Raw genomic sequence first — 14,441 nt, 5'->3', positions numbered from 1 at the left:
CGCCGCGAGGGGCGGAAACGAGCTGCGCGGCAGTGCGGGATCACACCCGCAGGTAGCGGCGCAGGGTGACGAACGAGGCGAGCACACAGATCAGCACACCGATGGCCATGGTGCCCGTGATCACACCGGCGACCGTGTCCCAGCCGAGGGGCGCGGCCATGTACGTCTGGATCGACTCGAAGATGAAGACCTTGACGATGATCAGGATCACGCCGGACAGGACGCCGCCGATGAGGCCGGCGATCAGGCCCTCCATCACGAACGGCAGCTGGATGTAGATGTTGGACGCGCCGACCAGTCGCATGATGCCGGTCTCCCTGCGGCGGTTGTACGCCGACAGCCGGACCGTGTTGCCGATCAGCAGGATGGCCGCGAACAACATGAGGGCGGCGATGCCCAGCGCCATGTAACGCAGCTTGTCCATGAAGCCGAAGACCGATTCGAGCAGGTCGCGTTCGTTGACGACGTTGGAGACCCCGGCCTGCCCCTTGAGGCTGGCCGCGACGGCCGCCGCCTTGTCCGGGTCCTTCAGCTTCACCCGGAACGACTCCGGCATGTCCTCGGCCTTGGTCACCGACAGGAGGGTGCGGTTGCTCTCGGTCTCCTGGAAGTGCTTGTACGCCTCGGCCTGGTTCTCGAACTGCACCCGCTCGACGTCCGGAAGCGCCTCGATCGTCTGCTTGAGGTTGGCCTTCTCCTCCTGCGTGACCGCGCCCTTGTTCTTACAGGGCTCGAAAGGCGCGTTCTTCGTGCACAGGTAGACCGACAGTTCGACCTTGTCGGTCCAGAAGCCGGTGAGCTTCGAGACCTGGGAGTTGATCATCATTCCGACGCCGAGCAGCGCCATGCCGACCGCCACGGTCACGATCACCGCGATGGTCATCGTGAGGTTGCGCCGAAGGCCGATCCAGACCTCGGAGAAGATGAAGTTGGCCCGCATGGTCCCAGTTACTCCTAATACGCCTGGCCGTACACGCCGCGCGACTGGTCGCGGACGATCTTGCCGTCCTCGAGCTCGACCACGCGCTTGCGCATGGAGTCGACGATCGCGGCGTCGTGCGTCGCCATGAGGACGGTCGTGCCGGTCCTGTTGATTCGGTCGAGCACCTTCATGATGCCGATGCTCGTGGCGGGGTCGATGTTTCCGGTGGGCTCGTCCGCCAGCAGGATCATCGGCCGGTTGACGAACGCGCGGGCCATGGCGACCCGCTGCTGCTCGCCACCGGACAGCTCCTCCGGCATGCGATGCGCCTTGCCCTCCAGGCCGACGAGCTCGATGACCTCGGGCACGACCTTACGGATGAACCGGCGCGGCTTGCCGATGACCTCCAGGGCGAACGCCACGTTCTCGTAGACGTTCTTGTTCGGCAGCAGCCGGAAGTCCTGGAACACGCAGCCGATCCGGCGGCGCAGGTGCGGCACCTTGAAGTTGGACAGCTTCGACAGGTCCTTGCCGGCCACGTGGATGGAGCCGCTGTTGGGCCGCTCCTCCTTCAGGACCAGCCGGAGGAAGGTGGACTTCCCCGACCCTGAAGGACCGACCAGGAAGACGAACTCGCCCTTGTCGACGTCCACGCTCACGTGGTCGAGGGCAGGCCGGTTTTGGTTCGCGTAGACCTTGGTGACATTATCGAAATGGATCACGGGCGCATCACGGCTAGCCAGTCTAGGGGGTGGGACGGCCGGTCCGGGGGTCGCCGGTCACTTTGCTCGGGATCGACGTTCCGTTTGGCCGAAGGCCAGTCTAGGGGTAACACTGGCATGGAACGTCCATAACGGAAACAAAACGATTAGCCCTTGGGCGATGGGGCGGTAAAGCTGCTATGAGCTGCGAACATCTGATCTGCGCCGCGTGCGCGGGCCCCGTGGTGGAGGGGCGCTGCCCCGTCTGCCGGGAGGGCCGCGCCAAGGTTCACCACCACGGGTTCATGGGGCTGTCGCCCCTCGTCATCGCGCTGATCGTGCTGCTCGTCGTGGTGCTGGTGGCAGTCGGTCACATCAGCGGTTACTGATACGCCTACTGGGCGGCGTCGCCGGACTCCTGGCGGCGCATCCAGCGGATCTCGCCCTCGATGAACTCGTCGAGGTCGCCGTCCAGCACGGCGGTGGGGTTGCCCGCCTCCACGCCCGTGCGCAGGTCCTTCACGATCTGGTACGGGTGCAGCACGTAGTTGCGGATCTGCGTGCCCCACGACGTGGTCGCCTCGCCGCGCAGCTCGTTCATCGCCGCGGCCTCCTCCTGCCGCTTGCGCTCCAGCAGCTTGGCCGAGAGGACGGCCATCGCCGTCGCGCGGTTCTGCAGCTGGGACCGCTCGTTCTGGCAGGAGACCACGATCCCGGTCGGCAGGTGGGTGATCCGCACGGCCGAGTCGGTCGTGTTCACGCCCTGGCCGCCCGGCCCGGACGACCGGTAGACGTCGATGCGCAGGTCGTCCTCGTTGATGTCGATGTGGTCGGTCTGCTCGACCACGGGCACCACGTCCACGCCCGCGAACGAGGTCTGCCGGCGACCCTGGTTGTCGAACGGGCTGATCCGCACCAGCCGGTGGGTGCCGTGCTCGCCCCTGAGCGTGCCGTACGCGTAGGGGGCCTTGACCGCGAAGGTGGCGGACTTGATGCCGGCCTCCTCGGCGTAGGAGGTCTCGTAGGTCTCGGCCGGGTAGCCCTTGCGCTCGGCCCACCGCAGGTACATGCGCAGCAGCATCTGGGCCCAGTCGGCCGCGTCGACGCCGCCCGCCTGCGCGTTGATGGTCACCAGGGCCTCGCGGGCGTCGTACTCGCCCGACAGGAGCGTGCGGACCTCCAGCGCGCCGACCTCGGACCTGAGCGCGGCGAGCTCCTTGTCGGCCTCGGCCAGCGCGTCCTCGTCGCCCTCCTCGGCGGCCAGCTCGAACAGGATCGGCAGGTCCTCCAGTCGGCGGCCCAGGCCGTCCACCCGGTTGACCTCGGCCTGCAGGTGCGAGAGCCGGCTGGTGACCCGCTGAGCCTGCTCGGGGTCGTTCCACAGGTCGGGCGCGGCAGCCTGCTCCTCCAACTCGGCGATCTGCTTGCGCAGGGCGTCGAGGTCGAGCACGTCCTGAATGCTCTTCAGCGTGCCGCCAAGCTCGTTGATCTCTTCGGCTGGATCGATGACTGCCACGTCTGTAAAGGGTACGCGAATCGGAGACCCTGTCAGGCAGCGCACCTCGATAGCATGTGAATCGATTGCATGGGGAGGCTGGCGTGAACGGGGTCGTTCGGAGCGCGCTGGCCCTTGCCCTCGTGACGTGTGCGACCGTCGCCTGCTCGGGCGGGGAGCCCGCCCGGTCGCCGGCCAGCCCGGCGGCGGCCACCTCCGCGCTGCCGAGCCCCGGCGAGGAACGCGGCCCGAGCCCGTCGCCCAGCCCCCCGGCGGTGACGCTGGAGGAGGCCTCCCGGGCGCTCGACGCGTTCCTGGACACCGACGACGTGCTCAGGCAGGCCGGGGCCGGCCGGTGGGCGCTCCTGCTCACCCAGGACGGCCAGCGGCCCATCACGATCGCCGAGATCCACTCCCGCGAGGGCAAGCCGGCCCACTACACCTGGGACAACCGTGAGGTGCTCGTGCCCCGGCAGAGCGCCCGTCCGGCCGTCTGGTTCGCGGCCACCGCGGAGCGGCGCGACGCGTCCGGCGACGTCCGCACGGCCGTGTTCACGTTCGTACGGCAGAGCAAGGACGGGCCGTGGCGCAACAGCTTCGCGTCCCTGCTCTACCCCGGCGAGAAGGCGCCCTCGGTCGCCCTGGACGCGGACGGGTTCGCCACGGCGCTGGAGTCGCGCGACGCCACGGTCGCCATCAGTCCCAACCTGATGGGCCCGCTGCACGCCACGGTCGCCGAGGAGGGCCCCAAGGGCTACGCGTCCGGGCTGATCGCCCCGGGCCCGCAGACCACCGGATTCTTCGACGAGATCAGCGAGACCAAGAAGTCGGCGAAGGCCGACGACTGCATGAACTACGAGTCGATCTTCGCCTCGGCGCCCAACTACCCGATCTTCGCGCTGCGTACGCGCGACGGCGGCGCGGTGATGCTGTACACGCTGATCCGCACGTCCTCCTGGACGCCCGTCCCGCAGGGGCTCAAGTGCGGCGAGGGGCGTCCCGTGACGGTCCCCGCCGCGGCCCGCTGGCTGCTGAGCCCCGCCAAGGACCTGTTCATCCGGCAGAAGCGGCAGATCGTCGAGACCCAGCAGTACGTGAGCGCGGTGCCGCCCAAGGCGTCCACCGCGCCCGCGCACGTCGTCGGCTACGAGGGCATCGTCACCGGCGGCTCCAACCGCTGATCGCCGGACACGTCACGCCTCCGCGTGGGGGAGGTTGCTGGTGGAGACCAGCGTCCGCACCGCGCGCAGCGCGACCGACAGCGTCGCCAGGTCGAAGGTGTCGCTCTCCCAGATCTCCGACAGCGTCTGCCGCGACCGCGTCACCGCGGCCTGGTTGGCCTCCGTCCAGCTCGCCAGCCGCTCCTCCGGCGACAGGCCCGGCCGGCTGTGGATCAGCACGTCCCTGGTCAGCGTCGCGTGGGCGGCGTACAGGTCGTCGCGCAGCGCGGACCTGGCCATCGAGTTCCACCGGCTGTCGCGCGGCAGCGCGATCACCCGTTCGCGCAGCCGGGCGAGCTGGAGCCGGTCGGCCAGGTCGAAGTAGACCTCGGCCACCTCGCTCACCGGCCTGCCGGTGTACGCCGCGATCTCCACGAGGTCGAACGTGGAGTAGGCGGGCACCATCGCCGCGACCCGCTCGGCCAGCTCGCCGGGCACGCCCCTGGCCACGAAGGAGTCCCTGCGCTCCTCGTACGCCAGCAGGTCGGGGCCGGTCAGCAGCTTGGGCAGGTGCGGCAGCAGGCCGCTCGCGCCCTCGACGAAGTAGCGGACGGTGGAGGCGAGATCGAGCGGCGGGCGGCGGTTGCCGAGCAGCCAGCGGGTGCCGCGCTCGGACAGCTTGCGGCCCTCCAGCAGCATGGCGAGCTGGGTCGCGGTGTCGACCTCGTTGTCCAGCTCCTCGACCTGCCGCACGAACGACGGCAGGTCGAAGACCTCCCGGGTCACCAGGTAGGCCCGCACGATGTCGGGCGCCGACGCGCCGGTCTCCTCGCCGAAGCGGTAGACCAGGCTCGTCCCGCCGAAGTTGACCAGGTCGTTCACGATCCGGGTCGTGATGATCTCCCGCCGCAGCGGGTGGGAGTCCATGTACGCGCGGAAGCGGTCGCGCAGGGCCGAGGGGAAGTACGACACCAGCCATGACGCCAGCGACGGGTCGTCGGGGATGTCCGACTGCAGCAGCTCCGCGTCCACCACGAGCTTGGTGTAGGCGAGCAGCACCGCGAACTCGGGGTTGGCCAGCCCCAGCCCGGCCTGGCGGCGCTCGGCGAGCACCTTGTCCGACGGCAGGAACTCCAGCTCCCGGTTGACCAGGCCCTCGCGCTCCAGCTTCCGCAGGTAGCGGGCGTGGATGTGCAGCATCTCCGGCGCCTGGGTGCGGGCCGCCGCGAGCACGACGTTCTGGGCGTAGTTGTCCTCCAGCACCAGCCTGCCCACCTCGTCGGTCATGTCGAGGAAGAGCTCGTTGCGCTGCTTGTCGGTCATGTCGCCGTCGCGGACGACCTGGTCGAGCAGGATCTTGATGTTCACCTCGTGGTCGGAGGTGTCCACACCGGCCGAGTTGTCGATGAAGTCGGTGTTGATCAGGCCGCCGTTCAGCGCGAACTCGATCCGCGCCCGCTGGGTGAAGCCGAGGTTGCCGCCCTCGCCGACGACCTTGCAGCGCAGGTCGGCGGCGTTGATCCGGAGCACGTCGTTGGCCTTGTCCCCCGCGTCGGCGTGGGTCTCCGACGACGCCTTGACGTACGTGCCGATGCCGCCGTTCCACAGCAGGTCGACGGGGGCCCGCAGGATCGCGCTGATCAGGTCGTTCGGCGCGAGCGCGGTGACGCCGTGCGGCAGGCCGAGCGCGGAGCGCGTCTGCGGCGAGACGGGGATCGACTTCGCGGTGCGCGGCCACACGCCGCCGCCCGCCGAGATGAGCGACCTGTCGTAGTCGTCCCACGAGCTCCTGGGCAGCTCGAACAGCCGCCGCCGCTCGGCGAAGCCGCGCGCGGCGTCCGGGTCGGGGTCGATGAACACGTGCCGGTGGTCGAAGGCCGCCACGAGCCGGATGTGCTCCGACAGGAGCATGCCGTTGCCGAACACGTCGCCGGACATGTCGCCGATGCCGACCACGGTGAAGTCGGTGGTCTGCACGTTCACGCCGAGCGTGCGGAAGTGGTACTTCACCGACTCCCAGGCGCCCCTGGCGGTGATGCCCATGGCCTTGTGGTCGTAGCCCACGGAACCGCCGGAGGCGAAGGCGTCGCCGAGCCAGTAGCCGTACTCCTTGGCCACCTCGTTGGCGATGTCGGAGAACTTCGCGGTGCCCTTGTCGGCGGCGACCACGAGGTAGGTGTCGTCGCCGTCGTGCCGCACGACGTCGGGCGGCGGCACGACCTGCCCGGCGACCAGGTTGTCGGTCAGGTCGAGCAGACCGGAGATGAAGTGGCGGTAGCAGGCCACGCCCTCGGCCAGGACCTCGTCGCGTCCGCCGGCCGGGGGCTGCTTGACGACGAAGCCGCCCTTCGAGCCGGTCGGCACGATGACGGTGTTCTTCACCATCTGCGCCTTGACCAGGCCGAGGATCTCCGTGCGGAAGTCCTCCATGCGGTCCGACCAGCGCAGGCCGCCACGGGCGACCTTGCCGAAGCGCAGGTGCACGCCCTCGACCCGCGGCGAGTACACGAAGATCTCGTACTTCGGCCGGGGCAGCGGCAGCACGCTGATCGCCTGCGGGTCGACCTTCAGCGAGATGTACGGCTTGCGCCTGCCGGTGACGAACTGGCTGCCGGCGGCCCCCACCTCGCGCCCGTCCTCACGTGCGGCCTGGAAGACGTTGGTGCGCAGCGTCGCCTGGATCATCTCGAGGTAGGCCCGCAGGATGCGGTCCTCGTCGAGCGACGCCACCTCGTCCAGCGAGGCGAGGATCTCCTCGGTCAGCGCGTCGCAGACCTCCGCCCTGGCGTCGTCCGGCCGGCGCGGGTCGAGCCTGGCCTCGAACAGCCGCACCAGCAGCCGGGCCAGCCGCACGTTGCCCTGCAGCACCCTCTCTATGTACGTCTGGCTGAACGTGGTCCCGGCCTGCCGCAGATACTTGGCGTACGCCCGGAGGATCTCGGCCTGCTCCCAGGTGAGCCCGCCGGCCAGCACGAGCGCGTTGAAGCCGTCGTTCTCCACCTCGCCGCGCCACAGCACGGCGAACGCGTCCTGGAACAATCGCTTGAACTCGTCGCGGTGCACGTCCTCCGAGGGGGTGTACCGCAGGCCGAAGTCGTAGATCCAGGCGTCCTTGGTCTGGGGATCGTGGTCGCGGTCGATCTCGTACGGCCGCTCGTCCACCACCTCGACGCCCATCCGCGTGAGCAGCGGAAGCACCCGCGACAGCGAGATCGGCGCGCCCAGCCGGTAGAGCTTGAAGCGCCGCTCCCCCTCCGCCGCGCCGTACGGCTCGTAGAGGTTCATGCCGATGGCGTTCGGGTCCTCGCCGAGCGCCTCCAGCCGCTTGAGGTCGGCCACGGCCGTACGGGCCGGGAAGTCCGCCTTGTACCCCTCGGGGAAGGCGGAGCCGTAGCGGCGCAGCAGCCCTGGCGCCTCCTCCTCCGGGCACAGCTCGCCGATCGCGGCGGCCAGGTCGTCCTCCCACGTGCGGGTGGTGGCGGCCAGCCGCGCCTCCAGCTCCTCGACGTCGACCGGCGTCTCGCCGAGCGGCTTGCCGCGCTCGCCGCGGATCACGATGTGCAGCCGGGCCAGCGCCGACTCGCCGATCATCGTGCTGTAGTCGAGCGAGGTGCCGCCGAGCGCCTTCATCAGGATCCGCTGCATGTGCAGGCGGACCTTGGTGGTGTAACGGTCGCGCGGCAGGAAGATCATGCAGGAGATGTAGCGGCCGTAGTCGTCGCGGCGCAGGAACAGCTTGACCTGCTTGCGCTCGCGCAGCCGCAGCACGCCGAGCGCGATGGGCAGCAGCTCGTCCACGGAGATCTGGAAGAGCTCGGTGCGCGGGTAGGTCTCCAGGATCTCCATCAGATCCTTGCCGTCGTGGCTGTCGGGCGACAGCCCCGCGCGCTCCAGCACCTCGGCGAGCTTGCGCCGCAGGACCGGGATCCGGGAGATCGACTCGTTGTACGCCACGTGGGTGAACAGCCCGAGGAACCGCCGTTCGCCGATCACCTCGCCCTCGGGCGAGAAGACCTTGATCCCGACGTAGTCGAGGTAGTGGGGCTTGTAGACGGTGGCCCGGCTGTTGGCCTTGGTGACGATCAGCAGCTGCTTCTCCCGCGCCTTCGCCCGCACCTTCGGCGGCAGGGCGGCGAAGCTGGCCGATCCGGCCTTGTCGGCCCGCAGGATGCCGAGTCCGGTGCCGGGCAGGCCGCGCAGCGCGGCGCCGCCGTCGGTGTCCTCCAGCCGGTACTCCCGGTAGCCGAGGAAGGTGAAGTGGCCGTCGGCCAGCCACCGCAGCAGCTCCATGCCGTCCTCGACCTGCGCGGGGTCGAGCGGCGGCGGGTTGACCGCCAGGTCCTCGGCGGTCTGCACGGCCAGCGCCCGCATCTTGGCGAAGTCCTCGACCGCGCAGCGCACGTCGAGCAGCACCCGCTGCAGGTCGCTCTCCAGTTCCTTGAGCACGTCCTGATCGGCCTGCCGGTCGATCTCGATGTGCATCCACGACTCGCGGACGACCTGCCCGGTCACGTCCTCCTGGCCCGCGCCGAGCAGTTCGCCGGTCATGTCCCGGCGCACCCGCATCTGCGGGTGGACGATCAGGTGGGTGCCGATCTCGTGCCGGTCCAGCTCGGTCGTCACCGAGTCGACCAGGAACGGCATGTCGTCGGTGACGATCTGGACCACGGTGCGGCCCGGGTCCCAGCCGCACTCCTCGAGGGTGGGGGTGTAGACGCGGACCAGCGCGCGTCCCTGCGGCCGGTGCTGGGCCAGGTGGCGGTGGGCCATGGCGGGGCCGTACACGTCCACCGGGTCGCGGTCGATCAGGTCCTCGACGGGGACGTTGCGGTAGTACCGCCTCAGGAAGGCCAGGGGATCCTCGCCCTCCACCTGCAGCGCTCCCGGCGCGTGCGCGCACCTCTCGGCGGCGAGACGGAGAAGCTCATCCAACGCTTCGTCCGATTCCTGCCGATCTAGCGCCATTTCGAGCGGCATGTCGCTACTCACTCCCTTGTGAGGATTCAAAGCCAGGCCCGGAGTTCCCACAACAGGGGAAAGAAGTGCAAACGCGTCCGTCCCCTCAAATACGGTGCCCCGGACGAGCCTCCCGTACCGGATTTCGTGCCGATCTGGCGCTCCACCATCTGCACGTGCCTCATCCGCCAGAGTGCGGTGGTCTCGTCGTGCGTGAGGAGATCTTCGGCCAGGTCCCACAGATCGTCGTACGACCCCCGGTCACGGGCCACGGCCAGCAGGGATTCCATGATCTCTTCGTCGGAGACCGGCAGGCCCCGCTGGGAGAGGGCGATGAGGTAAGCATCCCACAGGGACGGTTCGGCGAGCCGCCGCCGCAACCTGGCGATTTCCGCGTCGTCGGCGTCCCTGAGCCGGCCGAGGTACGAGGGGTCCTTGGCGCCGGAGAGGAACTCCAGCTCACGGAACTGGACCGACTGGAAGCCGCTCGCGGGGGCGAGGACCGACCGGAACTCCAGGAAGTCCTGCGGCGTCATCGTCTCCAGCACCTGGACCTGGTCGACCATGACCTTCTCCACCGCGTGGACGCGGCGGAACAGGTGCCTGGCGCGCCACAGCGCGCCCTCGACCATCGCGTCCCTGATCCGCTCCAGCTCGTGCAGCAGGAGCTTGAACCACAGCTCGTAGACCTGGTGGACGGTGATGAACAGCAGCTCGTCGCTGGCCCCGGACCGCTGCTCCTGCTGGGCGAGCAGCTCGGGCAGGCGCAGATAGCCGCCGTAGGAGAGGCGTCCGCCCTCCTCGCCGAAGCTACGGGGCGGGGGCAGCACGTCCCCCGATCCAGCTCGGCCGTACGGCGTCGCAGGCATGCGCCACTCCTCCACGATGGGCGCGTCCCTTCCGATCCCCATTGACCGAAAGCCCGGCACCACCGCACCTGATATCACCCCATAACAGCACAAACGTCAACTTCGTCCGTGCGTTCACACCAGGGGCCGGTGCTGCGCCCATTTAACCAGCCCCACCCCCGCCGGGAGCCTCAACCGAACGCATCCCAGGGGTTCTCCGCACGAGGCATCGGGAAAGCCGGAACCCTCGGATCACGAAATGGTTCGAACTTCTCGAAGCTGCTTTCGACTCGCGTACGATCATGCTTCGTGGAAGATCATCACCCGGCGCGTACGGCCGTCTTCGTGGACCAGAGCGGACGCCGGGCCAAGATCTTGACAGCCGCCGCGGTCGGCGGGGCGATCGTCGTCCTCGCGCTGACGCTCACCCTGGTGAGCGGAGCACTGACAGGCCCCGAACTCCCCCCGATGGGCTGGGTCGGCACGCGGGGACAGCAGGTGGTGGAACGCTCCCCCACGGGCTCCCCCACCGCGTCCCCCAGCTCCGAGCACAGATCCGAGCACAGGCGTGTCCCCCGGGCGAGCGGCACGCCGCACTCGACGGCGGCCGCGCGGCGGGCGACCTCCGGCCGCGGCCTGCCGAGCAGGGTCCCCTCCGCCTCGCCTTCCCCACGCGGGAGCCTGAAGCCGAGCACGACGCCTCCGGCGGGCCGTGAGCCGGACGTGGAGATCTCCTCGTCCGGGCAGTCCGCGCCCGCGCCGTCGTCCGAACCGGAGGTCCCGCCGGCCACGGCGCCGTCCGGAGAGCTCACACGGACCCCCGCGCCGGGGCCCAGCGCGGTCCAGACGCCCCCCGGGCAGCCCGGGCAGACTCCCGGCACGACCCAGTGAGGCGTCCGCGCGGACCGGCCCAGCGCAGACCGGCCCAGAGCGGACCGGCCCAGCGCAGACCTCCCGAGCCGCGCGGTCACTGGTTCCTCGTCGCGATCGCCGCGCTGCTCATGTCCGGAGCGCTGCTGCTCAACGCGTACGCGCACAACGTCGTCGGCGAGACCCGGCCGCCCCCGGCCGACTACGGCGACTCCGCCGAGCTCGAACGGATCCGCTCCGGCGGCCCTCTGGTCAACGTCTCGGAATCGCGGCCGCTCAGCGCGCGGCCCAAGCCGCGCACGGTGGCGCTCACCTTCGACGACGGTCCCGATCCCCGCTGGACTCCCCGGCTGCTCGACCTGCTCCGCGAGCACCACGCGAAGGCGACCTTCTTCGTGCTGGGGGCGCACGTGGCCGAGCACCCCGAGCTCGCCCGCCGGCTGGTCGCCGAGGGGCACGAGATCGGCAACCACACCTACACCCACGCCGACCTGGGCGCCGTGCCGGCCTGGCGGGCCCGCGTGGAGATGTCCCTGACGCAGAAGACGCTGGCCGCGGCGGCCGGGATCCACACCCGCCTCGCCCGCATGCCGTACTCCTCGGCCCCCGGCGCGGTCGGGTACGGGCAGCTCGCGGCGATGCGGCTGCTCGGCGACGAGGGATACCTGGTGACGTTCACCGACGTGGACACGGGCGACTGGAGCCGCCCGCCCGTGGACGAGATGGTCCTCGCGTCCCTCGCGCGCACGGTCGAGGGCGAGGGTGCAGTGATCATGTTCCACGACTCGGGCGGCGACCGCACCCGGACGCTGGCCGCCGTCGACCGGCTGCTCACCCGGCTGGAGAAGAAGGGATACACCGCGACCACGCTCACGGACGCCGTCGGGCTCCCCACGGCGCACACGGCCGCCGCCCCCGGCGAGCGCGTCCTCGGCACGGTCCTGTCATTCGCCCAGCGCGCCTCCTTCGCCCTCGTCGAGGCGCTCGGCTGGTTCCTCGCCGTGGCCGGCGCGCTCACCCTGCTGAGGTCGGCCCTGTTCGCCGCGCTGGCGTGGGCGCACGCCCGCAGGACGCGCCGACGGCCCGCGAACACCGGCGTCCCCCCATGGGCGGTCCCGCCGCCGGTCTCGGTGATCGTCCCCGCGTACAACGAGGAGGTGGGGATCGAGGCGACGGTGCGGTCCCTGGTCAGGACCGACTACCCCGGCCGGGTCGAGGTCGTCGTCGTGGACGACGGCTCCACCGACGGGACGGGACCGATCGCCGCCTCGCTCGGACTGCCCGGGGTCCGGGTGATCCGGCAGCCGAACGCCGGGAAGCCCGCCGCGCTCACCACCGGGATCGCCCACGCCGCCCACGACGTCCTGGTCATGGTCGACGGCGACACCGTCTTCGAGCCCCCGACCATCGGCCACCTCGTACGACCGCTCGCGGACCGGACGGTCGGCGCGGTCAGCGGCAACACCAAGGTCGGCAACCGGCGAGGGCTGATCGGGCGCTGGCAGCACATCGAGTACGTCGTCGGGTTCAACCTGGATCGCCGCGCGTTCGACCTGCTCGGCTGCATGGCGACGGTGCCGGGGGCGATCGGCGCGTTCCGCCGCGAGGCGGTGGCCTCGGCCGGGGGCGTCAGCGCGGACACGCTCGCCGAGGACACCGATCTGACCATGGCGATCTGCCGCAGGGGCTGGCGGGTGGTCTACGAGGAGCGGGCCCGCGCGTGGACCGAGGCGCCCGCCTCGCTCAGCCAGCTGTGGCGGCAGCGGTACCGGTGGTGCTACGGCACGCTGCAGGCGATCTGGAAGCACCGCGGGGCGATCGTGGAGCGCCGGCCCTTCGGCCGCCGATGCCTCGGATATCTCGCGCTGTTCCAGGTGATCCTGCCGCTGCTGGCCCCCGTCGTCGACGTCATGGCGATGTACGGCCTGCTCGTCGGCGACCCTCTTCCGGTGGTCGCGGTGTGGGCCGGCTTCGTCGCGCTGCAGGCCCTCACCGGCTGGTATGCGTTGCGCCTGGACGGCGAACGCGCCTCGGTGCTGTGGGCGCTGCCGCTGCAGCAGTTCGTCTACCGGCAGCTGATGTATCTGGTCGTCATCCAGTCCGTGGCCACGGCGGTCCTGGGCGCGCGGCTGCGCTGGCACACGGTCCGCAGGGAGGGCACGTTCGCCCTGGCGGGCCAGGCCGTGGCGATACCGGCCGCCGGGAGACCCGCGGGCCGCCGGCGCCGGGCGGTCAGGGGTGCGAACGCTCCGAGGAGACGGAGCCGTCCTTGATGGCGTCGAGCATCGCCTTGACTGGGCCCAAATGGCTCCAGCCACCACCCCGACGTGCCCTGGGCTGAACTGTGCTGTCACCGCGCTCTTTGCTCAGGAAGTCGCGAGCAACAAGGCCATGGTCGTTCCGGTGACCACGGCCAGCACCACGGGCGCCACGGCGTGGGAGCGGTGGCGCCGGTGCGCGAAGTCGCGGGCGCGGAGATGGAACCCCACTGCGCCGATCAACAGCAGCGTGAGACCGGCCGCGGCCGCGACGGCGAGCGGCTTGAACCAGAGGCCGGCCGCGAGCCCGAGCGCGCCGGCGATCTCCAGGGTGCCGATCGACCGGGTCATCGTCGAGCCTACGCCGAGCCTGAGCAGGTTGGCCGTCACGGGATCCCGTAACAGAACCTTCTGGGCGCCGGCAAGGAGGAAGACGAGGGCGACCAGAGCGCTCAGGGTGCTGGCGGCAAACGACATGGTGCGACCTTTCACAGCAAAGAGAACGAACATTCTTTTTTTAGGAGAGAGGCGGCAAAGTTGTCAAGTACGAATGTTCGTTCTACGTTGTGATCCCATGGCACGCATGCCCAAGGAGCACCTCGAAGCCCGCCGCCGCCAGATCCTGGACGCCGCCCGGCGCTGCTTCATCCGCAACGGCTTTCATGCGACGTCCATGCAGGACGTGCTGACCGAGGCCGAGTTGTCGGCCGGGGCCGTCTACCGCTACTTCAAGAGCAAGGACGACATCATCGCGGCGATCGCCGCCGAGGCTCTGGCCGAGGTCGCGTCGGCGTTCGAGGCGGACGACGCCGCGCGGCCGCCGGATCTGGACAACATCGTCGATCTCGTACTGGGGGTCGAGCGCCCGCCGCTGTCCGGATCGCAGGAGTCGGCCCAACTGCTGGTCCAGGTCTGGTCGGAGGCTCTGCGATCGCCGTCGCTGGGCACGAAACTGAAGGAGGTCATGGCGGAGGCCCGCGGCGTGGTCGGCGGCCTTGTGGCGCGGCATCAGCAGCGCGGGCTGCTTCCCGCCGACGTCCCGGCCGAGCATGTGGCCGATGTCCTGATGGCTCTGGTCGACGGGTTCCTGGTGCGCCGCGCGGTATACGGCCACGCGGATTCGGTGACCTTCAGGAGCGGCATGCGAGCCCTGATGTCGGCGCCCACGCAAGCCGCCCGATAGAGAAGGAAACTCGCTCTTGACGACGATCGGAGGATCATGCTCTTCTAA

At 70.0% G+C, this 14,441-nt stretch carries 11 protein-coding genes; 5 read left to right on the top strand and 6 right to left on the bottom strand.

What is annotated here, in order from left to right; all coding sequences use genetic code 11:
• Positions 1–40: 40 nt before the first annotated feature.
• Complete coding sequence (gene ftsX, locus HHX30_RS16880) at positions 41–940, bottom strand: permease-like cell division protein FtsX (protein WP_169982915.1); 900 nt, start codon at positions 938–940, stop codon at positions 41–43.
• 14 nt (positions 941–954) lie between these two features.
• Positions 955–1,644, bottom strand: coding sequence for a cell division ATP-binding protein FtsE (ftsE, locus tag HHX30_RS16875; protein ID WP_079315626.1), 690 nt, complete (start codon positions 1,642–1,644; stop codon positions 955–957).
• A 179-nt stretch (positions 1,645–1,823) separates the two neighbouring features.
• Between ftsE and HHX30_RS16870 the strand changes: the two genes are divergently transcribed.
• Positions 1,824–2,012, top strand: coding sequence for a hypothetical protein (locus HHX30_RS16870; RefSeq protein ID WP_169982914.1), 189 nt, complete (start codon positions 1,824–1,826; stop codon positions 2,010–2,012).
• A 5-nt stretch (positions 2,013–2,017) separates the two neighbouring features.
• On the opposite strand, the gene prfB is transcribed toward HHX30_RS16870, so the two are convergent.
• Positions 2,018–3,139 carry a peptide chain release factor 2 gene (gene prfB / locus HHX30_RS16865; RefSeq protein WP_169982913.1) on the bottom strand — a complete coding sequence of 374 codons (1,122 nt, stop codon included), beginning with the start codon at positions 3,137–3,139 and terminating at the stop codon, positions 2,018–2,020.
• Positions 3,140–3,222: 83 nt separating this feature from the next.
• Here prfB and HHX30_RS16860 point away from each other — a divergent pair, with 83 nt between their 5' ends.
• Positions 3,223–4,299, top strand: coding sequence for a hypothetical protein (locus tag HHX30_RS16860; RefSeq protein WP_169982912.1), 1,077 nt, complete (start codon positions 3,223–3,225; stop codon positions 4,297–4,299).
• Positions 4,300–4,311: 12 nt separating this feature from the next.
• Here HHX30_RS16860 and HHX30_RS16855 read toward each other — a convergent pair whose 3' ends face one another.
• A complete protein-coding gene (locus tag HHX30_RS16855; RefSeq protein WP_169982911.1) occupies positions 4,312–9,255 on the bottom strand; it encodes an NAD-glutamate dehydrogenase in 4,944 nt (1,647 codons plus the stop codon).
• A gap of 26 nt (positions 9,256–9,281) precedes the next feature.
• Entirely contained in the window at positions 9,282–10,103 is an 822-nt protein-coding gene (locus HHX30_RS16850) for a tryptophan 2,3-dioxygenase (protein WP_169982910.1), read from the bottom strand.
• A 288-nt stretch (positions 10,104–10,391) separates the two neighbouring features.
• Between HHX30_RS16850 and HHX30_RS16845 the strand changes: the two genes are divergently transcribed.
• Together HHX30_RS16845 and HHX30_RS16840 are read left to right on the top strand one after the other, a co-directional pair.
• The gene (locus tag HHX30_RS16845) at positions 10,392–10,973 is read left to right on the top strand and encodes a hypothetical protein (RefSeq protein ID WP_169982909.1); all 582 of its coding nucleotides are present in this window, start codon (positions 10,392–10,394) and stop codon (positions 10,971–10,973) included.
• Positions 10,970–13,225: a bifunctional polysaccharide deacetylase/glycosyltransferase family 2 protein gene (locus HHX30_RS16840; protein WP_311922499.1), complete on the top strand. Its 2,256-nt coding sequence runs from the start codon at positions 10,970–10,972 to the stop codon at positions 13,223–13,225. The genes HHX30_RS16845 and HHX30_RS16840 overlap by 4 nt, the downstream gene beginning before the upstream one ends.
• A 93-nt stretch (positions 13,226–13,318) precedes the next feature.
• Here the strand turns inward: HHX30_RS16840 and HHX30_RS16835 are convergent, their stop codons facing one another.
• A complete protein-coding gene (locus HHX30_RS16835) occupies positions 13,319–13,720 on the bottom strand; it encodes a DoxX family protein (protein ID WP_211592123.1) in 402 nt (133 codons plus the stop codon).
• A 64-nt stretch (positions 13,721–13,784) separates the two neighbouring features.
• Here HHX30_RS16835 and HHX30_RS16830 point away from each other — a divergent pair, with 64 nt between their 5' ends.
• A complete protein-coding gene (locus HHX30_RS16830; protein WP_169982908.1) occupies positions 13,785–14,393 on the top strand; it encodes a TetR/AcrR family transcriptional regulator in 609 nt (202 codons plus the stop codon).
• Positions 14,394–14,441 lie beyond the last annotated feature (48 nt).

The organism is Microbispora sp. H10836, assembly GCF_012999525.1.
Taxonomy (GTDB): Bacteria; Actinomycetota; Actinomycetes; order Streptosporangiales; family Streptosporangiaceae; genus Microbispora.
This window is presented reverse-complemented; position numbering and strand designations above follow the sequence as displayed.